Origin of the sequence: Nodosilinea sp. E11 (assembly GCF_032813545.1) — a bacterium.
GTDB lineage: Bacteria > Cyanobacteriota > Cyanobacteriia > Phormidesmidales > Phormidesmidaceae > Nodosilinea.
Genome location: NZ_CP136520.1, coordinates 4,217,995 through 4,242,398, shown reverse-complemented (window position 1 = coordinate 4,242,398; position 24,404 = coordinate 4,217,995). Strand labels below are relative to the sequence as shown.

The 24,404-nt window shown below is 57.1% G+C and carries 21 protein-coding genes; 12 read left to right on the top strand and 9 right to left on the bottom strand.

The genetic code is table 11. The features are described from left to right. The first annotated feature begins 6 nt into the window (after window positions 1-6). From hpsA to fabG, 5 genes are all read left to right on the top strand, one after another. On the top strand, window positions 7-5,187 hold the full coding sequence (gene hpsA, locus RRF56_RS21055; RefSeq protein WP_317035121.1) for a hormogonium polysaccharide biosynthesis protein HpsA: 5,181 nt from the start codon (window positions 7-9) through the stop codon (window positions 5,185-5,187). 74 nt (window positions 5,188-5,261) lie between these two features. Then, window positions 5,262-6,005: a prepilin-type N-terminal cleavage/methylation domain-containing protein gene (locus tag RRF56_RS21050; protein WP_317035120.1), complete on the top strand. Its 744-nt coding sequence runs from the start codon at window positions 5,262-5,264 to the stop codon at window positions 6,003-6,005. Between the two features lie 81 nt (window positions 6,006-6,086). Next, window positions 6,087-7,010 (top strand): type II secretion system protein, encoded by a 924-nt coding sequence (locus tag RRF56_RS21045; RefSeq protein WP_317035119.1) that lies wholly within the window; start codon window positions 6,087-6,089, stop codon window positions 7,008-7,010. Between the two features lie 63 nt (window positions 7,011-7,073). After that, on the top strand, window positions 7,074-7,643 hold the full coding sequence (locus RRF56_RS21040) for a prepilin-type N-terminal cleavage/methylation domain-containing protein (protein WP_317035118.1): 570 nt from the start codon (window positions 7,074-7,076) through the stop codon (window positions 7,641-7,643). A 337-nt stretch (window positions 7,644-7,980) separates the two neighbouring features. Next, on the top strand, window positions 7,981-8,739 hold the full coding sequence (gene fabG, locus RRF56_RS21035) for a 3-oxoacyl-[acyl-carrier-protein] reductase (RefSeq protein ID WP_317035117.1): 759 nt from the start codon (window positions 7,981-7,983) through the stop codon (window positions 8,737-8,739). Here the strand turns inward: fabG and RRF56_RS21030 are convergent. Next, window positions 8,736-9,320: a DUF3611 family protein gene (locus RRF56_RS21030; RefSeq protein WP_317035116.1), complete on the bottom strand. Its 585-nt coding sequence runs from the start codon at window positions 9,318-9,320 to the stop codon at window positions 8,736-8,738. The genes fabG and RRF56_RS21030 overlap by 4 nt on opposite strands. An 86-nt stretch (window positions 9,321-9,406) precedes the next feature. Here RRF56_RS21030 and RRF56_RS21025 point away from each other — a divergent pair, with 86 nt between their 5' ends. Together RRF56_RS21025 and RRF56_RS21020 are read left to right on the top strand one after the other, a co-directional pair. Then, a complete protein-coding gene (locus RRF56_RS21025; protein ID WP_317035115.1) occupies window positions 9,407-10,816 on the top strand; it encodes a TldD/PmbA family protein in 1,410 nt (469 codons plus the stop codon). Continuing rightward, a complete protein-coding gene (locus RRF56_RS21020; protein ID WP_317035114.1) occupies window positions 10,809-11,312 on the top strand; it encodes a Uma2 family endonuclease in 504 nt (167 codons plus the stop codon). The genes RRF56_RS21025 and RRF56_RS21020 overlap by 8 nt, the downstream gene beginning before the upstream one ends. On the opposite strand, the gene pdxH is transcribed toward RRF56_RS21020, so the two are convergent. The 5 genes from pdxH to RRF56_RS20995 all read right to left on the bottom strand — a co-directional run bounded on the left by pdxH (window position 11,309) and on the right by RRF56_RS20995 (window position 15,719). Beyond that, a complete protein-coding gene (pdxH, locus tag RRF56_RS21015) occupies window positions 11,309-11,944 on the bottom strand; it encodes a pyridoxamine 5'-phosphate oxidase (protein ID WP_317035113.1) in 636 nt (211 codons plus the stop codon). The genes RRF56_RS21020 and pdxH overlap by 4 nt on opposite strands. A gap of 38 nt (window positions 11,945-11,982) precedes the next feature. Next, a complete protein-coding gene (locus tag RRF56_RS21010; protein WP_317035112.1) occupies window positions 11,983-12,903 on the bottom strand; it encodes a TIGR01777 family oxidoreductase in 921 nt (306 codons plus the stop codon). Window positions 12,904-13,114: 211 nt separating this feature from the next. Then, complete coding sequence (locus RRF56_RS21005) at window positions 13,115-13,798, bottom strand: zinc metallopeptidase (RefSeq protein ID WP_317035111.1); 684 nt, start codon at window positions 13,796-13,798, stop codon at window positions 13,115-13,117. Window positions 13,799-13,924: 126 nt separating this feature from the next. Next, window positions 13,925-14,704: an RDD family protein gene (locus RRF56_RS21000; protein ID WP_317035110.1), complete on the bottom strand. Its 780-nt coding sequence runs from the start codon at window positions 14,702-14,704 to the stop codon at window positions 13,925-13,927. A gap of 34 nt (window positions 14,705-14,738) precedes the next feature. Then, complete coding sequence (locus tag RRF56_RS20995; RefSeq protein ID WP_317035109.1) at window positions 14,739-15,719, bottom strand: hypothetical protein; 981 nt, start codon at window positions 15,717-15,719, stop codon at window positions 14,739-14,741. Window positions 15,720-15,826: 107 nt separating this feature from the next. Here RRF56_RS20995 and RRF56_RS20990 point away from each other — a divergent pair, with 107 nt between their 5' ends. The 3 genes from RRF56_RS20990 (at window position 15,827) to rpsU (ending at window position 18,741) form a co-directional block, all read left to right on the top strand. After that, a complete protein-coding gene (locus tag RRF56_RS20990) occupies window positions 15,827-16,870 on the top strand; it encodes a stage II sporulation protein M (protein ID WP_317035108.1) in 1,044 nt (347 codons plus the stop codon). Between the two features lie 75 nt (window positions 16,871-16,945). Then, window positions 16,946-18,211: a metallophosphoesterase gene (locus tag RRF56_RS20985; protein ID WP_317035107.1), complete on the top strand. Its 1,266-nt coding sequence runs from the start codon at window positions 16,946-16,948 to the stop codon at window positions 18,209-18,211. A 353-nt stretch (window positions 18,212-18,564) separates the two neighbouring features. Continuing rightward, the gene (gene rpsU, locus RRF56_RS20980; protein WP_035985692.1) at window positions 18,565-18,741 is read left to right on the top strand and encodes a 30S ribosomal protein S21; all 177 of its coding nucleotides are present in this window, start codon (window positions 18,565-18,567) and stop codon (window positions 18,739-18,741) included. Window positions 18,742-18,887: 146 nt separating this feature from the next. Here the strand turns inward: rpsU and RRF56_RS20975 are convergent, their stop codons facing one another. From RRF56_RS20975 to RRF56_RS20965, 3 genes are all read right to left on the bottom strand, one after another. Next, entirely contained in the window at window positions 18,888-20,984 is a 2,097-nt protein-coding gene (locus RRF56_RS20975) for a hypothetical protein (protein WP_317035106.1), read from the bottom strand. Window positions 20,985-21,112: 128 nt separating this feature from the next. Beyond that, on the bottom strand, window positions 21,113-21,283 hold the full coding sequence (psb34, locus tag RRF56_RS20970) for a photosystem II assembly protein Psb34 (protein WP_317035105.1): 171 nt from the start codon (window positions 21,281-21,283) through the stop codon (window positions 21,113-21,115). 104 nt (window positions 21,284-21,387) lie between these two features. Further along, the gene (locus tag RRF56_RS20965; protein ID WP_317035104.1) at window positions 21,388-22,176 is read right to left on the bottom strand and encodes an MBL fold metallo-hydrolase; all 789 of its coding nucleotides are present in this window, start codon (window positions 22,174-22,176) and stop codon (window positions 21,388-21,390) included. A gap of 208 nt (window positions 22,177-22,384) precedes the next feature. On the opposite strand from RRF56_RS20965, the gene RRF56_RS20960 reads away from it, so the two are divergent. Together RRF56_RS20960 and aroC are read left to right on the top strand one after the other, a co-directional pair. Continuing rightward, entirely contained in the window at window positions 22,385-23,263 is an 879-nt protein-coding gene (locus tag RRF56_RS20960) for a M23 family metallopeptidase (protein ID WP_317035103.1), read from the top strand. A gap of 51 nt (window positions 23,264-23,314) precedes the next feature. Next, window positions 23,315-24,403, top strand: coding sequence for a chorismate synthase (gene aroC / locus RRF56_RS20955; RefSeq protein ID WP_317035102.1), 1,089 nt, complete (start codon window positions 23,315-23,317; stop codon window positions 24,401-24,403). Window position 24,404: the final 1 nt, after the last annotated feature.

Below are 24,404 nucleotides of genomic sequence, written 5' to 3'. Positions count from 1 at the left end.
AAAAACATGAGTCGTCATCTACTGCGAAAAGCTTTGCGGCTTCCCCAAGCGGCACTCAAGCGCTTAGTTACCGGGCTGCTACAACTTGTACTGTTAGCCAACCGACCGGCCCGCCTGGCCCGGTCGGGCTTTGTGCTACCCACTACAGTCTTGTTGGTGCTGATGGTGGTGCTCACCGCCACCGCCCTCACCTATCGCTCGTTTACCCGCAGCGATATGGCGATCTCCCAGCGCGAACAGCAGGTAATTTCCAACGCGGCCACTCCGGCCCTAGACCGAGCCAGAGCCAAAATCGAGTTTATCTTCAACAAAGACAATCGCTTCCCCAGCGGCCTGCCCACGGGCGACTTCTTAGCCAGCATGATGCTGGCGGCCCCCTACGAGCCTGGGATAGTGCCCCTGCCCAACGACCCCTTTACCCTGCCCGACGAACAACGACTAGACATCAACCGCGACGGCACCCTCGACAACGCCTGGTCATTTGTCAGCGATGCCAATAGAGAAACTATTGTTTACTCAATTGTGGTGGATGACGAGGCCACCCCGGCCGATCCACGGGCGACCGCTGGTGCCGCTAATCTCCAGGGTCTAACGAGCCCGGTAACCCAGGCTAAAGCCAATGCCCTAGTAACCCGAACCGGGCCTCTAGCCACCACCGAAGCCACTTCAATTTGTAGCAACGCCAGAGCTGAGAAAGGTTGGCAGGTGGTAAACAATGGCTCCACCAGCACCCTACAAAAGAATTTTCAGATTAATGTGTTTGTGCCCAACGCAAACAACGCCAACAGAACGGTAGAAGCCTTTGAGTTTCAGCAATCGCGGATTGCCAACCGGGGCAACAAGTGGGCCGCCTGGTTCCGCTACGATATGGAAATCTACCCTGGTGCCCAGTTCACTATCAACGGGGCCATGCACACCGATAGCAGCCTGATGGCGACCGGTGGTGGGACTACGCTGACCTCCTATATGATCAGCTCCCACAGGTCCTGCGTGTATGGCAAAGAAGCTTCAGAAATCACCGTTGGCGTACCATCCCAAGATGGTACGTTCCAAGGGCAGATCGTCCATGGCGTGCCTATGGATGCAAACTACAACACGGGTACCGACAATACCACCTTCCACGTTTTCAATGGTGACCGAGAAGTACCGATTACCGATCAGCGGCTAACTGCGGCCAATGATTCTGTCAGCGGTGGTGCCCCAGCCGATGTGGCGGTAAATCCGTTGGTGCTGTTTACCGAAGATCGCCTGGTTCACACCAATAAGGGTGCCTGGACTCGGGACAATGCCGCCTGGGAGGCCAACCGGCTGTTTACCGGAGAACGCATTTTTAACAAACGGGTGACCAAGCCCTTTGTAGATGACTTCTCCAGGGCCGACAACCGCTGGGGGCCAAAACCTCGCTACAGCGATACTGATACAAACCTGGCCGTTTCGGCTACTCGGCCCGCTGGTAGCAAAATTACGGGTGCTGATCTATTAACCGATCCCGAAACCGGTTTGGATGGCTACTGGGAACGCCAGGGCATGAATTATGGTCTGCGTTTAATTGTGGGTGAACGCTTAGAACTGGGCAATCCTAGTCGGTGGAACTTTGAACCATCCCGGCCAACTCTAAACCCTGAGCAGCGTCCTCCGGCAAACACGCCCGCCCCAACAGATCGCCTCTATCCTCCCAACGGTGCGCCAACCGTCGGCACCATAATTGGGGCTAACGAATATCGCCAGAAGCGTGCCCTGCGGGATAACCTAGCCGCAGTTCAGGGCATGGTGGTTTACCATCACGAAGGGCCAGGTCCAATGGCCAGCAATGGCACGTTCCCGGCAGCATGTGTAGCGTTAACAGCACACCCTGGTACAGCCCAAACTATTGCCAACAGCAGAACCTTTGCCCAGTGGATCAATGGCCGCGTTAAGGCCGATTTCTTGAATGGTCAGGGAACCAATGGCTGGGAATTTCAGTACAACGCAGCCTTTAATAGCTCAACAAAGTTTCGTACTCAGGTGGTAGCGGATCAACCCCTAGGAATTGCCCTTCGCAACCTGGCCTACTTTGCTGGAGACCCTAATGGGGGTGCCCCGTCCTTTCCAGCCGTTCAGGAGCCCAATGTTGTTCATCCCTTCCCCCACCAAGCCATGTGGGGAGATTTCTCTCCGCTGCGGCGGATCATTGAAGAGAATGGACTAGACTCGGCTGCCAATTTTGATGCCCTTAGCCCAGCCGATCAAGCCACCGTCCATTCCGCCGCTTGCACCCTAGGCCTGCTCGCCTACAACCTTCAGGAAGAACTGAACGAGTATGACGCGCTATCTAGCCTGGCTAGCTTTGACAACCTCACTAGCATCAGCGGACGGGTTAATAATTTACTGGGTGCAATTGCTGCATACATTAGAAACAATACCGACCCCGGCAGCAACTTTAATGATGATGGGGTTACCTTGGTGCAACGGTTAACGAATTACAACCTCAACCGAGCACAATGGAGGCGCAATCGCATCAACAACATCCTCAGAACCCAATTAGCAAAGCGGGATGCAACGACCGGAGAAATTGTGACCACGCCTGATGGGAAGCTTATTATTGTTGACCCCGTCGATAGCACTATTGAGAGGATCGATGGCACCCCCCTTAAAGATGCTAACGGCAACATCCTCTTTGATGCAGATGGGGTAATCCGTGGTGTAACGGCTCCTTATAATGGGGATGCAGCCACCGATCAGTACCTGATTGATCAGACCCTTCCCTATCTGCGCAATAACTTTTTGAGTGGTCAAACCCTAAAAACTAGCACTGCTCTACGCGCTACCCTCTTACCCGCGAACAGAGACAGACCCCTCGGCGGATTTGTCGAAAATAACGGTATAAACCTCGGTGGAGCATCGGAATATTTCAACAGAATTACCTTTACTCAGTGGAAAGCACTGTTCCCCCACGGCACAGGGAATATTGCACAGGCCGACGTGGATAAGTTTGAAGAATTTGCTACTCGTGTTAACCGGATCTACTCCCTTGTGCGCGATCGAGATCGGGGCTTTAGGGCGGGTAGACCTCAGAAAAACTTTACCTCTACTACTCCCAGAACTCTAGCCTGGGACGACCAGACCGGATATGTTGTCCCCGTGGAGTACGGTGTAGGGAACACGAGATATACCTTTAACCTAAAAACCAACTGCGACCCTAACGTCTTCCGGCCTATATTGCCCGGTGGTGGTGGCGGTGATGACAACGTCGGCATATCTGGGCTAGTGGGTTGCAGTATGCAACAAGAACTGCCCATTCGTAACCCCTCTCTGTACTACCTCTTCCCCCTGCAAAGTCACTCCCACCTGGGGACGGGCTACCATGCCCAACCCGATGTGGGGGATTCTCAACAACCCCCTGAGGAATATATCACCCAGACTTATATTAAAAACCAAAACAGCGGGGCTACTCGGTATAAGCCCGTAGCGCTAGCTGCGGACTACGACACTAACCAGGCTGTTCAGGATAACAATATTATTCGGGCCGTGAACCGCATTGCGGCAGTGCCCGCTTCTCGAACAGCCCTAACCACCTGGGTGACTCCCGCTAGCGCCGTGACGGCAGACACCCTCTTGCCTACCAACGTCAACAACGACAATCGAGCCTTCAGCATCAACATCTGTGGCCAACAACAAGCTTGCTTCGATACTTCTGGAAACGTGGTGACTACCAACTTAACCGGGGCTACGGTTTCCTTCTTGGACAAAGGCATTCTCAATGGCCGTGAGCAACTGGCCGTCCGGGTGCTGGATATGGACATGGGCAGGTTAACTAATAGCCCAGTTTCTACCGCGGTTAATGCCGACTACTGGATCTCTGATATAGCCTGCGATGCCGATACCCAAGATTGCGACGCCTTTACTGAGGGGATTGTCTACGCCTTCCGAGAAGATGCCGTGCGAGAAGACGAAATTGTGCGGCCCAAAAGAACTAATCAGAACGCCGCCGCCTGTCTAACAGTTGACACCGTTACCTCCGCCAATTGCCGCATGGTCACCACCCCCGGCTCCGAGCAAGACCCACCGTTGACCACCTCAGGCGTTAGCCTAAAGCCAGTAGACTTTGTGGCCGACCCCGACCGTCGCCCCCACGGCTTCCGGCTCCGCAATGGCGACGACATGAGCCGCAACTACAACCGCGCGGTGGGCATGACCTTTGTCACCGACAACAGCGTCTACATCCAGGGCAACTTCAACCGCCACTTCGGTAGAACCAGAACTATCAACCCCGCTAATGGCCAAGTTGCCACAGGTGCTAACCCAGGCCCCATGGAAGAATTTACCGCTCTCGTGGGCGACAAAAACTGGACCGAGGCCAACTTTTACGGCGACAGAACTCAGGCAAATTTGAACCAAAACTTTGCCCAGCCTGCTACAGACCGCTGGCGTCCGGTAGAGGTTTTGGCCGATGCGTTCACTATTCTGTCGCCGGGGTTCCTCGATGGCGACGTGGATGATACTTTCTTAGCCAGACCCACGGCGTTGAGCGGCACCGCGACGTCTTACATGAACCAGAGCCGTCCTAACACAGCCCAAGCCGTCGTCAGAGAAGGCAGTGCCACCGGCCCAGTCTTTGTCGACCGCAACGGGAATGCCTTTGTGGATACCGAACCCCTTAATACCCACGTTGCGTCGGGAGATTGGACCAGCCTGAGCACCAGCGAAGTTAATCGCCGGTTGAATATTCGACAGGTGGCTAACGATGATATCTCCGTCAACGGTGTCTTCATTGCAGGCATCGTGCCCACTCGCCCCAACCAGGGCTATGGGGGTTTGCACAACTTCCCTCGACTCATTGAACACTGGGGCGGCAGAAGCCTCAACATTGCTGGTTCGTTCTTGCAGCTCAACTTTACGACTGGCTCTACCGGCCCCTTCGAGCACGATGCCTGGGAACCCGGCGCTAACCCCGTTGCCGGTAGAGGAGCAGGAGAGCAGTTGGGCTATTACAACCCCCCCACCCGCCGTTGGGGCTACGACCCAGCTCTGCTCTACTACCCTCCCGCTGCTGCCGCCCGCCGCTTTGTCTCGGTAGACACCCCCCGCAGCGAGTACTTCCGCGAGCTGCCCGCCGACGATCCCTATATCGTCAACCTCCGCTGTGCTAATAGAGCCGGTGCTGCTCCCGTCTATGACGCCAACATCCGCGGCAACTGCCCTGCCTAGCTGAGTGCTGAGTCGCCTCCTAGGGTCGCCTCCTAAACAGAGCCGTTTCGCCACTACCACCAAGGACAAGCACTATGATTACTCCATCGTTCAGACATCGTTTAGGGGGCTTTGGCGATCGCCTTACCCCCGCTGCCCTGGGGCTCAACCCCAAGGCCCCCGATCAGGGCCTCACTCTGATTGAATGTCTGGTTGCGATCGTCATGGTGGCCTTGGTATCGGGTGCTATTGCTCCCACCATGGTGCTGTCGGTGGCAACGCGGGTGCACAGCCAAAAGTCGGAACAAGCTTTAGCCCTGGCCCAAAGCGAAATCGACAGAGTGCGCGTAGCAGTAGAACGAGGCGGCTACACAGTCGCCCAGCTTCCCCCTGTGGCTGTCGGGGTGGGCGATCGCAACGTTGCCGCCGTCCCTGCGCCCACCAACCTCAATGCAGCCAACGGCAATAACGTGGCTAATGCCGTTGGAGTAGATGTCACTGGCGATGGCACCAACGACTTTTTAGTGCAGCGGTATCGGACGGCGGGTCAGGATGCCAACGGTGTGCCGGTGGCCTTTGCCATGGGGGTGCGAGTTTACGACATCAATGCCGCTGGCACGTTAACCACCGCTCCGGCCTCCTTGGTGATGACCAGCAATGAGAATGGGCGTCGCACGCGCCCCTTGGCAGTGCTCCACACCACCATCGCCACCAGCGACCAGGGCGACTCTCTCTGCAACCTCAGTACTTACCTCAATGGCGGTGCTGCCCCCGCAAACCTGCCTCCAGTGTGTGCCGCACCAGCAGCAGCACCAGCACCAGCGCCTCCTACCCCTTAAGTACCGCATCCCGTCTATTACCTCGTTAAACCACCCTTCCCGGCGTTCTTGTTCTTTACCCTCTGTGGGTAGGTAGTCCCAATGTCATCTAACCCTCCTTCCCTCCCTCTGACCCGCTGGATTTTAAAGCACAGTGGCAGCCGAAAAAAACAGCAGGGTTTTACCTTAATTGAGCTGTTAATTGCGATCGTTGTAGGCTCAATTATTATCGGTAGTTTGCTCTACCTGGTGGTCGAGCTATTAGGCGTCAATGCGAGAGAAGAACGACTGACCCAGGCCCAGCAAGATACTCGCCGTGCCCTAGACTACATCACCCGAGACGTCCGAGAGGCTGTCTATGTCTATTCCACGCCTGATGCTGTTATGGGTCAGCTTAACGATGCCCCAGCGGGGGCTAGCCCCGTGTTGGCCTTTTGGCGACTGAAGCCCATCAACGTAGCCGCCTTACCAGCAACTTGCCCTGTCGCTCAAAAAGAAGAGTGCGAAACCCTAAAGGTGCGTCAAAATGTTTACGATCTGGTGATTTATTTTCACCGCGCCAACGACGACAGCAACCTCTGGTCTGGCCCCAGGCGCATCATTCGCTACGAGCTGAGCAATTATTCTAATCTCGGTAATCTCACACCCACCTCCGGCTATAGCGACCCCTCTAAACCCGGCAACGACTTTGCTGGGTGGGAAAGGGGCCCCGGCAATACCAGGGGTAACGCGGTCGTGCTCACCGACTTTATCGATAACCACTCCGCCACTGTGGCGGTTGCCTGCCCCACTGGGTTAGTCCCATCCCCAGCCAACGCTGCAACCACCTCCAACAACTTTTTCATCTGTGTTCGAGAGCCGGATGTTGCCGGCAACGCCCTCAACCAGAGTTTGTACATGTTTCTGCGGGGTAGCACCGCCACGGGTGGGGTTACAGCCGTGTTTGGGCCTACCAGTCAGGGCAGCAGTTTGCCCACCCTCAGTACCGAAGTCCAGGTGCGGGGAGTTGTTGAGAAAAATAGATAATTGAGCCAGGATCACTACCTATACTTGTTTTGGTTGTGCCATCTATTACCGGTGTTGCCCGTCATGAAACCCTTTACCGTCCACAAAATTAACCAAGATTCAGGGTTTACCCTGATAGAAGTGCTGGTGGTGGTGATTATTGTTGGCATCCTAGCTGGCATTGCTGCCCCAGGCTGGCTAGCATTTCTCAACCGGCAACGGGCGAACACAGTTAGAAGCGACCTGATGCAGACCCTCAAAAATGCCCAGCAAGACGCCATTCAACGGCGGATATCGATATCTGTCTTTATAGATCCTAATGCCCCTGTACCTAGAGCCAGGGTCAATGGAACTGACTTAATATTGGGTCAAGGTAGCAATCTTGGTAACGTGAAGTTGTCAGCCTATCTAGTGGGTCCAGGAGCGGTCAAAGATACCGGCTTTGACACCGTAACTTTTGACTATCGCGGGTCGCCGACCTTCAGAAAAGGTGACACCACAGTTACTAGCGATGTTCCACCCTTTGTGATTAGCGTTAACACTGACAACTCCACCGCCAAGCAGTGTGTGGTTGTGGCCAGTCTGCTCGGCAGCTTGAAAGCGGCTGGCAATGCCGAATGTGATGATCCCAAAGTTGCTGAGACGACTAATTAATTGGAAGTTCAACAGACAATTACAAAGATGTGACGCTCAGCCCCAGCCTAATACCAATCGTTCATGCCGCTGACGCGGCAACCCCAACAATAAAAATCTCTTCTTAGAGCAAATCCTGCTTGATTATCCCCGATTCGACGGGGCGAATGGCATTTTCCCCTACAATTTTACCTTTTAGGAACCGGGTTTATGCGATCCGGCTTGAGTATAAAAGTCCGAAGTTTGGGGCAGAAGCCTACGAAGGAAGCTTTCTTCACCTTGTACTTTAGTTTTCAATCCATCGCATCCCATTTTGTGATAAAAACAGTGGGCACGTTTTGCTGAGCGAGGTGACCCCATGAGCACATCATCCCCATCCCTAAAGGGCCAGGTTGCCGTTGTAACGGGAGCATCGCGAGGCATTGGTCGGGCAGTAGCGATCGCCCTAGCGGCGGCGGGTGCCCAGGTTGTGGTCAACTACGCCAATTCTAGTGCGGCGGCAGAAGTGGTTGTCGCTGAGATTGTTGAGGGGGGCGGCAGTGCGATCGCAATTCAGGCCGATGTCTCTAAAGCCGACCAGGTAGACGCGCTGATTAGCGGCACCCTAGAGGCCTTTGGCAGGGTCGATATTTTAGTCAACAACGCCGGCATTACCCGCGACACCCTGCTACTGCGCATGAAACCCGAAGACTGGCAGGCGGTAATCGACCTCAACCTGACCGGCGTATTCTTGTGCACCCGCGCCGTGGCCAAGCTGATGCTCAAACAGCGATCGGGTCGCATTATCAACATTGCCTCGGTGGCAGGGCAAATGGGCAACCCTGGCCAGGCCAACTACAGTGCCGCCAAGGCAGGGGTGATTGGCTTTACCAAAACCGTGGCTAAAGAGCTGGCCAGCCGAGGCGTCACCGCCAACGCCGTCGCCCCTGGTTTCATCGAAACCGATATGACCGGCGACTTGTCTAACACCGAAGACATTCTTAAATATATTCCCCTGGGGCGGTTTGGCCAGCCTGAGGATATTGCCGGCATGGTGAAATTTTTGGCCGCAGACCCAGCAGCAGCCTACATTACTGGCCAGGTCTTTAACGTCGATGGCGGCATGGTAATGGCCTAGGCGCGGTTTACCGTGCGTAACAGCCATAGGGTAGCGGCCAACGACACAAAGTGAGCCAGCAGCGTATTGGTATTGGCCTGCACCACAAAGATGTCAAAGGCTTCGACGTACTGATTAATGTTGCCGGGCACAAATACTGTGCCGCCCTGAGGCTGAGCCAGGGCCTTACCCAGCAGCGACCCAATCAGGGCTTGGCTGCCAAACAGAGTCACTAGCATACCGACCATGCTGATGCCGGTGCCTAACCGCAGCGCCTGAATGGCGTCTTTGGGGCTGGGGCGTTTGGTGGTGTCGCGGCTGCGCAACCGCCGCCCCAAACGAGTGTAGCGAAAGGCCCAAAAAGCATTGAAGTAAACCGCTACTAACCCCAGACCAGCAAGCAATAGCCCCACACCAGTGCCAGGGTTGCCGCCCCCCGCCCCCGATCGCGCGGTTAGATTGATACTGGCAAACAGCAGCACCAGGCTAGAGATGGCGGCTAGCACGATCTGCACCCAAAAACTGGCCCAGCCCACGACCCGAAAGGAGCTTGCAATCCGCCGCACGGCGGGCGGTAGGGTGTAGTCAAATTCTGTAGTCATACCTGTGATTTTAGCCTGTAATCTTAGCCTGAGAGCGGGGGCGGCTGAATGATACATTTGGGGAAACGGGCTGGGAATTAAACGGTATGGCTGAAGCGATTGATCAGGCAAAGACCCGATTGCAAGAGCTATGCGATCGCTGGGGGCCACGGGTAGACTATCTGGCGATTCGCCTAGAGCAGTCTGAAGGCACCGATATTTTTTTGCGGGGTGGCCAGACCGAAACGCTCAGCGAGGCGATCGCCATTGGTGGCCATGTGCGGGCCTGCTACCGGGGGGGCTGGGGCTTTGCCAGCTTCAATGACCTGGAGAGCTTAGTCCCCTGCGTAGAGGCGGCGGTCGACGCGGCTCGCCGGGTGGGCCACGATGAAACCCTGCTAGCTCCAATCGAAGCGGTACAAATTACCCGCCGCCTGCCCCTCGAAGGCACCGATCCACGCCAGATCTCCCTGACGCACAAGAAGAGTCTGTGCCACCACTACGCCGACCTGCTGCAAGGGGTAGACAACCGCATTGCTACCACCTCCGTGCGCTATACCGATGTTGCTCAACGGGTTCTTCTAGCCACTTCAGAAGGCACCCTGATTGACCAAGCTTGGTCAGACATGGAAATGCGCTTTGCCGCGACGGCCCGCAACGGCGACACCGTGCAAACAGGGCGCGAAACGACCGGCTCTCGCAAAGCCTACGAAGATTTAGCCAACTTGGATACGCAGGTAATGGGCGCGGCTCAACGGGCCGTAGCCGCTCTAGACTTACCCTCGGTGCGGGGGGCAGCCTACCAGGTCGTCATTGACCCCATTTTGACCGGGTTGTTTGTGCACGAAGCCTTTGGCCACCTGTCCGAAGCCGACATGGCCTACGAAAATCCTGACCTGCTGGAGTCGATGAGCATGGGTCGGCGATTTGGCCCGACCAACCTACAAATTTTTGACGGAGCCGCCCCTCCTGGCCACCGGGGCAGCTACTTCTACGACGATGAAGGTACCCCCGCCACCACCACCCAGCTCATCCAAGATGGGGTATTGGTAGGGCGGCTGCACTCTCGCGAGACGGCGGGCAAACTGGGCGAGCAGCCCACCGGCAACGCCCGCTGCCTCAATTACCACTATTCGCCGCTGGTGCGGATGACCAACACCTGGATTGAGCGCGGCACCACCCCTGCTGCCGACCTGTTTGCTGACATCAAAGAAGGCGTCTATGCTCGCAACTGGTTAGAGGGGATGACCAATGGCGAAATGTTTACCTTTACCGCTGGCGAAGCCTGGATGATTCGCAACGGCCAGCTGGCAGAACCGGTGCGCGATGTTACCCTGTCGGGCAACGTGTTTCGCACCCTAGCCGACATTGAGGCTATTGGCGACGACTTCTACTGGGATGAGTCGGGCGGATGTGGCAAAGGCGGACAAAATGGACTGCCTGTGGGCTGCGGTGGCCCCAGCTTACGCATTCGCAATGTCGTTGTCGGGGGCGAAGCCGAAGATTGCTATGAGTGATAGTTCGATTAACCAGGGGCGCATTTTACGCAATCTGATGCGCCTGATGGATGTCACCTGTGGCCATAGTCTGTACGAAGTGCTGCCCAGGGGAGTGCAGGTATGGCTGCCAGAACAAGGCATGGGCGTCTACCCTGACTTAATGGTGGTAGCCGGTGAACCCCTCCTCCACGACGGTCAAGACGATCGGGTACTCAACCCTTGCGTTATCTTTGAAATTTTGTCTGTCCCGACCCTGGGCTACAATCCAGACGCCACTACGCTGCCAGAGCGAGAGGGCATGTTTCGCCACTGTCGAGCCATTCCTTACCTGCAAGCCTATGTGTTTGTACACCAAACTGAGGCCCGAGTAGAGCAGTTTTACCGCGCCGAAGAACATTTGTGGGGTATGACAGCCCAAACCGACCTCGACAGCGTCGTAGAACTGGCGATTACCAATGCCCGCCTGCCCATGATGGATATTTACCAGCAGGTAGATTTTAGTCTGCTGGTTTAGGGTGACAGTCGGACTCTAGTCCAACCGTCCTCGCCTTGGCTATACAAAAAGCGATCGTGAAGTCGGCTAGGCCGCCCTTGCCAAAACTCAAAGCTGATCGGTTTCACCCGATAGCCCCCCCAAAAATCGGGTAGAGGAATTTCCTGGTTGAGAAATTTGTTCTTCATTTTTTCGAATTGCATCTCGAGCAACTGTCGCGACGAAATGATATTGCTCTGCTGCGAGACCCAGGCCCCAAGCTGACTGCCCCGAGGCCGGGACGAAAAATAGCGCAGGGACTCAGCCGCCGAAATTTTGCTGGCGGTACCGGCGATCGCCAGCTGACGCTCTAGAGAATACCAGGGAAACAGCAGCGACACCTGGGCATTTTCGGCCATGTGCTGAGCTTTGCGGCTGCCATAATTCGTAAAAAACACAAACCCATTGTGGTCAAAATACTTGAGCAGCACCGTGCGTTGGTAGGGCATACCTCCAGGCGCTACCGTCGATAACACCAGGGCATTGGGCTCTAGCAAATCGGCGTCGCAAGCCTGCTGAAACCACAGCGAAAACTGGGCAAAGGGGTCGGGGTCGAGATCATCCCAATCTAACCCTCGCTGAGTATAGTCGCGGCGCAGATCACCAATGTCCATGGCGCGTCTTAGGATCGATGCGTAAGGTTAAACAATTTCTAAACAATTTCGTCAAGGGCGTCTTTGACCTGGGCGTACTGGTAGGTAAACCCACTACCTTCAGTACGCTTAGGTAGCACCTGCTGTCCTTCGAGCACCACCTGGGCACCATCGCCTAAGATAGCTTCCAGCACAAAGTCGGGGACAGGCAGCCAGGAGGGGCGGTTGAGCACCTTGCCCAGGGTTTTGCAAAATTCGGCCATTCGCACAGGGTTAGGGGCGGTAGCGTTGTAAATCCCGGTCATCTGCGGATCTTGCAGTGCTTTGATGATCAAATTTACTAGATCGTCGCGATGAATCCACGAAAACCACTGACGACCGCTGCCAATTGGCCCTCCGGCAAACATGCGAAAGGGGGTAAGCATTTTAGCCACCGCACCGCCCATACCCAGCACGATGCCAAAGCGTAAAATCACCAGACGGGTGCCATAGTCGGTGACGGGCTGAGCCGCTGCTTCCCAAGCCTGGCATACCTGGGAGAGAAAGTCGTTTTCAATCGGGGCGCTGGTTTCGTCAAAGGCAGCGGTTTCGCTGGTGCCGTAGTAGCCAATCGCCGAGGCATTGACCCACACCGTCGGCTTGGGATCGGCTTTCCCCAGCGCTTCCACCAGCTTTTCGGTGCCGACCTTGCGGCTGTCCATAATCGCCTGCTTGTGCTCGTCGCTCCAGCGCTCGGAGATCGGGGCACCGGCTAAGTTGACCACGCCATCACAGCCCGATAACAGGCCGGTCTGCCAATCGCCCGACGCTAAGGGGCTATAGCCCACCACTTCAACATTGGGGAATGCGACGGAGGGAAACACTCGACGACCGTGGTCGACACTGCGGGTGAGTACCACAATGCTGTGGCCTTCCCGTTGCAGCCGCTCTACCAGGCTACTGCCAACAAACCCCGTTGCTCCGGTAATTGCAATTTTCATGGGCACCTGATTCTGGAGAGAACGCCCAACAAAACACCGGGCTTGGTCTACTAGGATAAACCATCCCGATAGCCCCCTTTAAAGAATGATCCCAGATAACACGGCTCCAGCATCCTCTGTCAGAGGGCCTCGGAGATCGTCTCGCCCTTGAGCCCCAAGGGCTGATCAATAAGGCGCAAAAGGAAAGGCGCAAAAGAACCGCTCTGGGCACTCAACGGCGGCGGTTAATCAAGATGACGTAATACAGCAAGTTGAGAAACGCCGTAAACGCCGTAGCTACATAGGTCAAGGCTGCCGCACCCAAAACTGCCCGCGCCCCTTTGTTTTCGTTGCCCTGGAGAATGCCCAGCTCGTCGACTAAACGCAAGGCCCGGCGCGAGGCATCAAACTCAACGGGCAGGGTGACGACGTGGAACAGCAGCACCGAGGCAAAGAAAATGACCCCTAGCCAGGCCAGGTTGAGAATGTTGAAGATCAACCCGGCCATAATCAGCATTGGCCCCAGGCGAGAACCGAGGTTGACGGCGGGCACCAGAGCAGCCCGCAAGTTCATAAACTTATAGCCCTCTACGTCTTGCAGGACATGGCCACATTCGTGGGCCGCTACCGCCGCTGCCGAGAGCGACCCTGAGCCGTAGATGCCCTGGGATAGCCTGACGGTCTTAGCACCGGGGTCGTAGTGATCGGTGAGTTCACCGGCTACGGGTTCTACCTTGACACCCTGGACGCCTTTTTTGGCCAAGATTGTCTGAGCCACCTGGGCACCGGTCATGCCCATGGTGGACTGAATTTGGGAGTACTTACGATAGGTACCTTTGACCCGGCTCTGTGCCCAAAAGGTCAACACGCCGGTAGGGATAGCAACCAACAATAGGTAGATAGGGTCGAAAAACATGACCTGAGCCGAAGATAGGGGTGAATACGGTGTTTGCCGGCATCATAGCAGCCTAGAGATAAGGATTGTCTAAGCGTTAGGAACGGCTGTAGCTATGCCTATGTATACCCTAGACAGGGCAGAGGATTAAGGTTTTTGTTGGTAGGCGGAGTAGAGGGCTTCGAGAAAGGTGTCGGTGGTCATATCGGTAGGTAGGGTATCTAGGGCTAGCTGTACTTTGAATCGGCGAGCCAGTTGGTCACTGACAAGAGTTTGGGCCTTAGGGCTCATGGCCTGCCGCCGCTGCAAAAACTCGCGCACAGTGGCAAAGTCGTCGGGAGAGAGGTGGGTGATATCGACTAGGGCCAGCAGGTCTTTGCCGATCGCCTGCGATCGCGCTGGCAGCTGAATCTCACCGCTGGTCACCGCATCGTTCTGCACCACTAAGGTGCCAGCAAGCCAGTCGCCAAGCCGCTTTTCGCTCTTGCTCAGCAAAATGCAGAAGAACCCGATAAATAAAATATCGTCGATGGGACGCAGCAGCGATCGCAGGGTGGCCTGGGGCAGTCGCTCGGGTTGGCCGTCGTCGCGAATGACGCGAATTTTGGCGTAGCGCTTGCCCGGCGTCTGGCCATACCACCAGGTCTCAAACAGCGCGAAGTAGCCGATGTAGAGGCCAAAGGCCAACACGGCTGCGATCGCCGTAATCCAAAGCCGCACTGTCTCGCTGGGGATAGTCAACACCGCATCGAGGGTCAACAGCCGCACCAGCAAAAAACTGTAGACAACAGCCAAACTGGTCAACCCGGCCCCGAGGCAGAGGTAGTCGAGGGTGAGGGCCACGGCGCGGCTGCCCACCCCAGCCAGCACAAACTCCAGTTCCACGCTCTCGGGGGTACGAATGGTGACGGTATTGAACAGCGACATGGGTGGCCAGTGGATCGGTATAGGGTAGAACAACTCAAATGCCGAGATCGGTCTCGTCAGAATGGCGGAGGGCAAGATCAATGCCTTCTCGACGACTGCGCAAATCGTAGTACAGCACGCCCTTCACCGCCTGCCACAGGGGTAACACCACGATGCTGCCCAGCAGGCTCAACACCACACCAAGCAGGGCCGTAATGCCATAGACCACCCCTTCGGCAGGCAGAAACCCGAGCAAAATACGAGGGATATAGTTAGTCACCGACAAAATTGGCAGCTGAATTAAGAAGGTAGCCAGAAAGATAATCTGAATCCGCAGGATAGAGGTCTGAGTTAGTTCCCAACTGCGACCTAGGCTACCGCCAGCCCCGTGCTGCGGCTCGATAGCTAGCACCACTTCAGCGATAAATAACCGAGAAGCCACCCAAATAATCGCAATGAGAAAAATGCCCAGCCCCAGCACAGAGCCCAAAAGCATGCCCACTACGGCACCCACGGGTTCATTGATCAGCGCCGATAAAATGCCTGCGGTTAAGAAGCCAACGCTGCCCCCCGCAATCAGAGCCACCAGCACCCCGATCAGGTAAGCCGCCAGGTAGGCCAGCAGCAGCAGCAGCCCCAACACCAAAAATTGTCCGACCTGAGGGGTGACTTGCCGACGGGCATCGAGGGAGGTTTCGCGCTGATGAATCAGCTCTCGAAAGCATAGTCGCCCAATCACGCTAGAGAGCGCGTAGTATTTGGCAGAGCCATACAGCAGGGGCACCACCCCCATCACAAACCCCAGCAGCCCACCCACAATCGCAGCCAGATCGCCTCCCAGAGCCGCACCGGCTCCAGCCAGCACTGCGATCGCCAGCACCATTCCCACGGTCCCGGCCACAAACCACAGGGTGGCCAGCCCCGCCAGTTGCAAAAATGTCTTAAAGCGATCGGTGTAGAGTCGCAGGGCCGCGCTCACCACATCGCCAGGGTTCAGCGGGCCTAGCTGATTGCCCCGTTCTGTAGATGGGTTCATCGGCGCGGCCTCCTGGTGCCAATACAACGGGAACAGCCCCGAGGTGCGTTCATTTCGAGGGTAGCCTACACTTCACTGTAGATTGCCCGTTTCTCTGACTTTACTTCATGAATGTTCAGCGTTGGATGGCCCGGCGAGAAGTGAGCTGGCGACAGCTCGAAGCCCTGCTGACCCAGGCCGAAACCAGCGGCCTTAAGTCTCTGTCAGGAGCCCAGGTGAGGCAGATGGCTAGCCTATACCGTTCGGTATCAGCTGATTTGGCTCGGGCTAAGGGGCATGGCGTCGGCCAGGCCGTGGTCAAAGACCTACAGCGGTTGACCAGTCGCAGCTATAGCCAGATTTACCAGGGGTCTCGACGGCAAGAATGGCAGGCCCTGGGAGAGTTTTGCCGCTATGGCTTTCCGGCGGTAGTGCAGCAGAGCTGGGGATATATTGCGATCGCGACGGGCTTATTTGCGATCGGTGGGCTGGTGGGCTGGTGGTTTGCCTGGCGAGATCCAGCCTTTCTGACCTTGGTACTGGGGCAAGACTTTGTCGAAACGGTCAAAACCAGCCAAGAACTTTGGACTGTCTCCATTATGGGCATCGAGCCAGTGGCCTCTAGCGGCATCATGATCAACAATATCGGCGTGGCGCTGTGGGCCATAGTGGGGGGAGTCACCATGGTGGTACCCCAGGTGCCAATGATTACCCCACCGGGAGCGTTTACGGTATTTGTGCTGGTGTTCAATGGGGTGATGCTGGGCTGCGTGGGGGTGCTGGTAGCCCAGGCCAACCTCGCCTACGACCTGTGGGCCTTTGTGTTTCCCCACGGAGCGCTAGAGCTACCGGCTATTTTTATGGCGGGCGGCGCAGGGCTACTGCTGGCGCGAGCGATTGTGCTGCCGGGGCAGTACCGCCGCACCGATGCCCTCAAGCACTACGGCATGCAAGCCGTCCAGCTTTTGTATGGCATCATCCCCATGCTGGTGATCGCCGGGTTGATCGAGGGCTTTTTCTCGCCCCAAACCTGGATTCCCCACGGGCTAAAGTACGCCGTGGGGATAGCTTTATTTCTAGGACTGGTTCAATACTGCCGCACCCAGAGGCCGCAGGCGGCTCCGAGGAATCCCGAGGCCCAGCAACGCATAAACAATTGGTCACAGGGCTAGAAAAGTGCACGTCCCCATGCTCAAACCTGGGAAGGATGGGGTAAGTTTAGGCCTGTGGTCAACCCCGAGTAGGTCATGGGTTATCAGCGCTTTTTCACTGGGTTCTGTTTAGGCCTGGTTCTCACCGTATGTATCGCTTGCTCCCAGCGCGTGCTGCTGTCGGATGCGAATTCGCCATCGGCTGCCGACGGAGTAGTTGAGGCCATAGCCCCAACGGAGGCGCGGGAAGGGGCTGCCCCGATCGCCGCACCAGCCCTTTCGGCCCAGGCCCAGGCGCTGGTGGAGAGCGTGCCGGGCGGGCTGGTCAACCCACCCCGTAAAGATGTACGGCTGGTGGTGATTAGCGACCTCAATAGCGCCTACGGGTCGACCACGTATGACCCAGAAGTCGATCGGGGCATTGCCCTGTTGCCGTTTTGGCAGCCAGACCTGGTGGTCTGCGGCGGCGACATGGTGGCTGGTCAAGACCGATCGCTGACTCCAGAGCAAATTAACGCCATGTGGCAGGCTTTTGACGATCACGTAGCCGGTCCCCTGCGTCAGTACCATCTGCCCTTTGGGTTTACCCTGGGCAACCACGATGCCTCTAGCGCCACCGGGTCTAACAACAGCTTTTTGTTCCAGCAGGAGCGTGACTTGGCCTCGGCCTATTGGACTGCCCCCGACCACAATCCTGGGGTTAACTTTATCGATCGCTCAGCCTTTCCGTTTTTCTACACCTTTGAGCAGTCGGGCATCTTTTTTATGGCTTGGGATGGGTCTTCCAGCCGCATTCCCGCCGACAGGCTGGCTTGGGTAGAGAACGCCCTGGCCAGCGATGCGGCACAGCAGGCTAAGGCCCGCATTCTTCTGGGTCATTTGCCCCTCTATGGCATCGCCGTAGGGCGCGATCGCCCCGGCGAAGTGCTAGCCAATGCCGATCAGCTGCGCACGCTGCTAGAGCGCTACAACGTCCACACCTACATCAGTGGTCATCAGCATGCTTACTATCCCGGCCACCGAGGCAAGCTGCAACTGCTGCACTCGGGCATTTTGGGGTCTGGCCCGCGCCCGCTCATCGACAGCGCTCTCGCTCCCTGGAAAGCCCTCACCGTAGTCGATATCGACTTTAGCGATCCCGAGCTGACCACTTACACCACCTACAATATTCAGAGCCTGCGCACCGTTGACACCACAGAACTGCCTCGGTTTTTAGCAGGGCACAACGGCGTTGTGCTGCGGCGCGATGTCGACTATGCCGACCTGGCTCCTGACGAACAGTCCTTTTGCACCCAACGCCTAGGCAACGCCCTCTGCACCGGCAACTTGCCCTTCCCCAGGCCCAAGACCTATACCGCATAACTAGATCCCACCCAGGCGGTATAGCCCAGGGGCAGGTTTTGGGGTGTTGCTGAATTGGTGCACCCAGTTGAGGCCGCGACGAAGTTTGAGCATAGCCGTCTAGCCCCTTAGCCCAGGGAAGATTCTATGCTAATCTATGGGGGATGAATGGGCAGCTATGCCCATTTTTGTTGTCTGTATGTGTGTACAGGCAGCTCGGAAACGATCGCTGCGATGCAGCTTTAACGACTCTGCCTGGAGCAATGGGAGGTGGCTCAACCGTTCCGGGGCAACTCAACAAAGATTTTTGCGGGTCTGCTGACCTGCTGTACAGATTCACTAGTTCAGCCCAAGGAGTAAAGAAGCGATTTCGTATGACACAAGTCGTTGTAGGTGAAAACGAAGGCATTGAATCGGCCCTGCGCCGCTTTAAGCGGCAGGTCTCTAAGGCCGGGATTTTTTCTGAGGTTAAGCGTCGTCGCCACTTCGAGACGCCTCAAGAAAAGCGCAAGCGCAAAGCCGTAGCCCGGCGCAAGAAGCGCTACCGTTAAGCCGCTGACTAGCGCAGGCAAATGCTATCTCAGGGGATGCTGTCTACCAGCATCCCCTTTTTGTTGCCTAGACCCCTTTTTGTTGCCTAGAGTTGATGGCCTAGGGATGGCTCTGGGGGAACATCTGGCCTTGTTGACAAGCAGGGCTATTCGGGGGCATTGGCGGTCACCAGGGTGAGCAGCGGGCCCATCTGCTCTTGGCCACTGACGGCCAGATCGCTATGACACAGCACGACGCGATCGCTGACCCGACCCAGCAGATCGCACACAATTCGCTCGGGGCGATCGCGGTGGAGCGCTTCAATATCCTCGGTGCGCCAGGGACGACCGGGGTAAGACCCTAAAAATAACGGATAGCCAAACAGTAGGTTCTCTGTACCGGCTAGCCAGCGGGGTGATCCGGCATCGATCCAAAAGTGCCAGCGGTGGTGTAGTCGCTGCAGGCGATATTGGTACACCGTGGCAATGGTAATCACTCGGTTGTTGGGGTTGACCGACTCCACCGGGTAAGGGTTGGCGGTGACGGTGCCCTGGCGCAGCAGCAAAATAAACCGCTCTAAAGAACGTTGGAGCGACCCGGTGGTAGAGTTTCCCAGCACGGGTTCCACCTGGCGCAGGCGGTCTTCTACCGCCCAGTAGTGCTGGGTAGTTTCCATCAGTTCTCGCAGTGCCGCCAGTTGGTCGGGGGGCAGGTGGCTCCCCCCCCAGTAAAAGGCCTGAATCGCCCGGTCTAGGACACTGATCACCCCCGGCGTCAGCCGCTGCTGCCGCTGCTGCCGCTGCTGATCGATCCACTGGCGCAGGCGGGTGTAAGCCTCGGTGGCTTTGTAGCCGAGGCGATCCCAGCGATCGAAGCGCTCTACGGGCAGCAGTTCGGGCTGGTCGAGGCGGGGTTCAAAGCAGTGATCGACCAGTAGCTCGGCCCGCACCGGGTCAATTTGCACAGACTCAAACCAGGGGCCAATTTCGGGGGCTTGGGGCACCTGGCTCAGCACCACCAGCATTTCAGCCACATCCTCTGCGCTGGCCAACCGTCCCAAACCAGGGTAAATAAACGTCAGCAAGGTGAGTAGCGCCCGCACCAGGGGCGAGTGAATCACCGGTCGCTGGTCGCTGAGGGAGGCGACGGGCAACCCCCGATCGCTGAGAATTTCGGCCAGGGTATAGCGGGCGATCGCATCTAGCCCCGGCCCAATAATTGCGACGTCGTGGGGGGCCACTTCTCCGGCCTCCACCGCAGCAGCGACCCGTTCTGCCGTCTGGCGCAGCAGTTCGCCCCGTGACGCGGTTTGCAGAGTTTCAAGACAGGGCAGCGGCTCTGGCAGCGCCAAAGGATCCATGATCCACTGCACAATGGTGTCGCCCCAGGCATAGCCGAGGGAATCGACCGCTGGGGTGGTCTGGTCGACTACGTCGCACTGAGGCCGGAGCTGTTCTAGGGCGTCAGGATCGGCCCCTAGGCCCATGCGCACCTTGCCGTGGCGGTTCCAGGTGATCGCCGTAGGCTGATCCCGGTCGATAAACACTTGCAGCCAGCGGGCCGCGATCGCCGGATACTCGTCTAAATCATCGGCAAAGACGCCCCCGTAACGCCTCAGCAACTTTTCCTGGTAAAGGGGGTGGGGCAGCAGGTGCCGCCAATAGAGCTCGGTCATCACCCCGTAGGTCAGTAGACCCCGTGCAAGACACCAATCTCGCCAGTCCACCAGCGCTTTGCCGATCGATCGCCACACGGTCTCCGGGGCAAACCCCGGCGGTATGCCCTCCGGTAACAGCACCGGCAGTTGTTCCACGGGGATGCCCGCCGCCGCCGCCATCTGAAAAAAATCCAGCGATCGCCGTACAGTTTGCGCCTCTAGCCAGCCCTCCACCGTCAGAGTGCCATCCAGCAGTTGCTGCCGCCACTGTCCTGTGGCCAAATCCTGCTCATTCTCAGGCCGCAGCCGCAGGGGAAACTGGGGAGCAAGGCCCAATTTGGCTACAATTAGCGGCCAAAACAGCGTCACCTCGTCCTGAATGAATCCGTTGGGAGTAGTGGTAACCGCTGGCACCCTAGGGGCGGCATCGCCCAGGCGCGCCGCCAGCCGCAGGCGATTGTCGCCGTTGGCCGCAAAGATCAAATAACTTTTCCCCGGCCCTAGAACCGGGGCAGTGGCAAGCCGCTCTAGCAGCCAGGCGGTCTTACCGCTACCCGTTACGCCCTCAAGCCACTGGGGCCGATTTACCATGCCATTCGCAGTCAAGACATTACTCTGCCTACTCTAACCCTGGGCCACCCAATCCCACAGTCAAAACAGGCCTGAGGCAGAAAATCCGCCTCAGGCCGCAACATCAACCATCATCTAACTCAGAAGTAGTCAGACTAGCCGACCTAGGACACCGATACCGCCACCACCATCAGCCCAGCCACCAGCGCTAGCGCCAGCCCCCCAAAAATCAAGTAGTTGCGCTTTTGGGAGGCACTGGGCGGCTCAGCTTCATACATCTTGGGCTCGTTGGCAAAATTATTGAGGCGACCGCCCTCTTCGGTGGTATATGGCATCGTTATTTATCCTTCTTAAAAATTGACTAACCTTAAAAGAAGGTTACCTGAAGACCGACGCGATGGGTACCCTGCCCCAGCGACTGGGGATCGCGTCACGGTGCTTAAACCGGCTCTGGGGCAGGCTGTCGCGAAATTAAGTCCAGCGGCAAGACCTGCCCTACGGTAGGGGTCAGCACTCGCGTAGATAGGCCTTTGGCGGCGATCGCCGCCTGCAACACCTCAGGGCTACCGATCGACTTCAGCCAGTTGATCAGCAGGCCGCTGTAGGCCACTTCTCCCGCATCAGCGGTGGGCAGCAGCACCTGGGGCCGGAGCCAATCGACCAGTTCTAGCGCCCCTGCTTGGCCTCGAATAATCGGCCCGACTACGGGCAGCGCCAGATCTAGGACCGGCGTAATCACCACATCCACCGGCCCCTCTTGCTTGAGTGCTTCCCGGTGGAACCCATGGGGTTCGTAAAACAGGGACAGCCCCGTCTCGACATCTCGCAGCAGGTAACCGTTCTCGACCAGGGTAGGCCCCACGGGCGATCCCGGCAACGCCTTAATCGTCACTCGCTGGTTGAGGGTAAAGGTCTGCCCGTGACTTAGGGCCGTTATCTGGCTGTAGCCTAAGCGCTCTACCACCTTGGCCGCACTAGGCGACCCCACCACCGGAATCGAGCGGTCTAGGGCCTCTAGGGTCGGGGGGTGAGCGTGGTCTTCTAAGCCCTGGCTCAGCAAAATCAGGTCAATGTTGGGGGGAATCGATCGCGCCTGAGGATGGGTTCCTCTAAACAGCCAGGGCTGTTGACCAAACACCAAATCGCCGACCAGCCAGGGGTCTACCAAAATGCGCTGGCCACCCACCGTAAGCAACCAAGAATTGCTGTCTAACCAGGTCACGTCCATTAGAAGTTAGGTAGAGAAACTGTCTACCAGTGTAACGAACTATTTACAAAGAATGATTTAGACGGACGGTTCTCAGTATTACCGACTAGAGACAGATGTCTCAGTTCTGCAAACAGCCCCTGAAATTGTGCAAATGCACTGATCCCCGTATAATCCATCTTGGTTTGGGGGTTACATTCTGTCGCTTTTTCTGACCGCTGATTTTGCCATGGCCCGTCTCCAGCTAAAACCCTATACCGTACTGATCACGGCAACCGGGAAGGCACCCATTACACTGACCCTAAAGCCAATGTCACTGGTGGTCGGGCTGATGCTTCTAGTCGGGTCACCCATCGTTTGGATCAGTCTGCTGCTCTACCAGAACGTGCAGCTGGCCCAGCGCAATCACCATCTAGCCGAAACAGCGAGTGAGGTGCTGACCGAACTCAACGTCATTGGGGCAGAAATCGAGGTGCTCAAAAATCGGGCCGGGCTACCCGACAAAGTCCTAAACCGCCGTTTGATCCCAGACCGTGAGATTGAAATGCCGCCTAAAGGTGGAGTAGCCCAAGCCGCCCCCGCCGAGGCCATGCTTGACCAGGCTCGCCGCCAGCTGCCTGGCCTAGAAGCGCTGCTGTCTAGGGCGGTGAAACCAGCTTTGGAACAAACCCTTGAGGCGGAGGCCGAGCAGGCGGCGGCCTTTCCCAGTGGTAAACCCATCAACGGAACGTGGCCGGTTTCGTCAGAGTTTGGCTTGCGGCCCAATCCCTTCAACGGACGCGGCTATGAAATGCATGAGGGCATTGACTTTGCGGGGCCGGTGGGCAAGCCGATTGTAGCGACCGCCGAGGGTGTAGTGGTGATCGCAGACTATCGGGGTGGCTATGGCAACCACGTCAAAATCGATCACGGTTACAGTTACGAAACTCTCTACGCCCATATGTCTGGGCTAGCGGTTAAGCTCGGCGATCGCGTTCAGCGGGGCGATGTACTGGGCTATCTGGGCAGCACCGGTCGGTCTTCTGGCCCCCATTTGCACTACAGCATCTACCGCAACGGCCAGGCGGTGAATCCTCGCCATTATTTGAAGCTTGAGGAAACTAAATAGTAGGATCGGGAAGACTGACTTTTTTGGGGCCACGGCTGGCATTACCGATCTATGGGCAACACCTTTGGGCATTTATTTCGTATCACCACCTTTGGCGAATCCCACGGCGGCGGGGTTGGGGTAGTCATAGACGGCTGCCCCCCACGCCTGGCTATCAGCGCCGAGGAGATTCAGGCTGAGTTAGACCGTCGCCGCCCTGGCCAGAGCAAAATTACTACCCCCCGCAAGGAGAGCGATCGCTGCGAAATTCTCTCTGGGGTATTTCAGGGGCAAACCCTGGGGACGCCCATTGCTATCTTGGTGCGCAACGAGAACACGCGTCCCCAAGACTATAGCGAAATGGTCACCGCCTATCGGCCCTCCCACGCTGACGCCACCTACGACGCCAAGTATGGCCTGCGCAACTACCAGGGCGGTGGGCGATCGTCGGCCAGAGAGACCATTGGCCGGGTGGCTGCCGGGGCGATCGCCAAAAAGATCCTTCAGCAGGTCGCCGGTACCGAAGTGATTGGCTACGTCAAACGCATTCAAGACCTTGAGGGCACCATTGACCCCGACACCGTTACCCTAGAGCAGGTCGAAAGCAATATCGTGCGCTGCCCCGATCCCGTTGCCGCCGAGCAAATGATCGACCGGGTCGAGGCCATTCGTGACCAGGGCGACTCTATCGGCGGCGTGGTCGAATGCATTGCCCGTGGGGTACGCGTGGGGCTAGGCTCCCCTGTATTCGACAAACTAGAAGCTGAGTTGGCCAAGGGCGTCATGTCGCTCCCCGCCAGCAAAGGCTTTGAAATCGGCTCCGGATTTGCTGGCACCTTGCTAACCGGCAGCCAGCACAACGACGAATTTTACACTGACGCAGCCGGCACCCTACGCACCCGCACCAATCGCTCTGGCGGTACCCAGGGCGGCATTACCAACGGCGAAAACATTATTATTCGCGTGGCCTTTAAGCCTACCGCAACCATTCGCAAAGCCCAAAATACCGTCACCAATACTGGCGAAGCGACGGTGCTAGAGGCACGAGGCCGCCATGACCCCTGCGTTCTGCCCCGAGCCGTGCCCATGGTCGAGGCCATGATGGCGCTGGTGCTGTGCGATCATCTGCTGCGCCACCACGGCCAGTGTGAGTTGTTTTAAC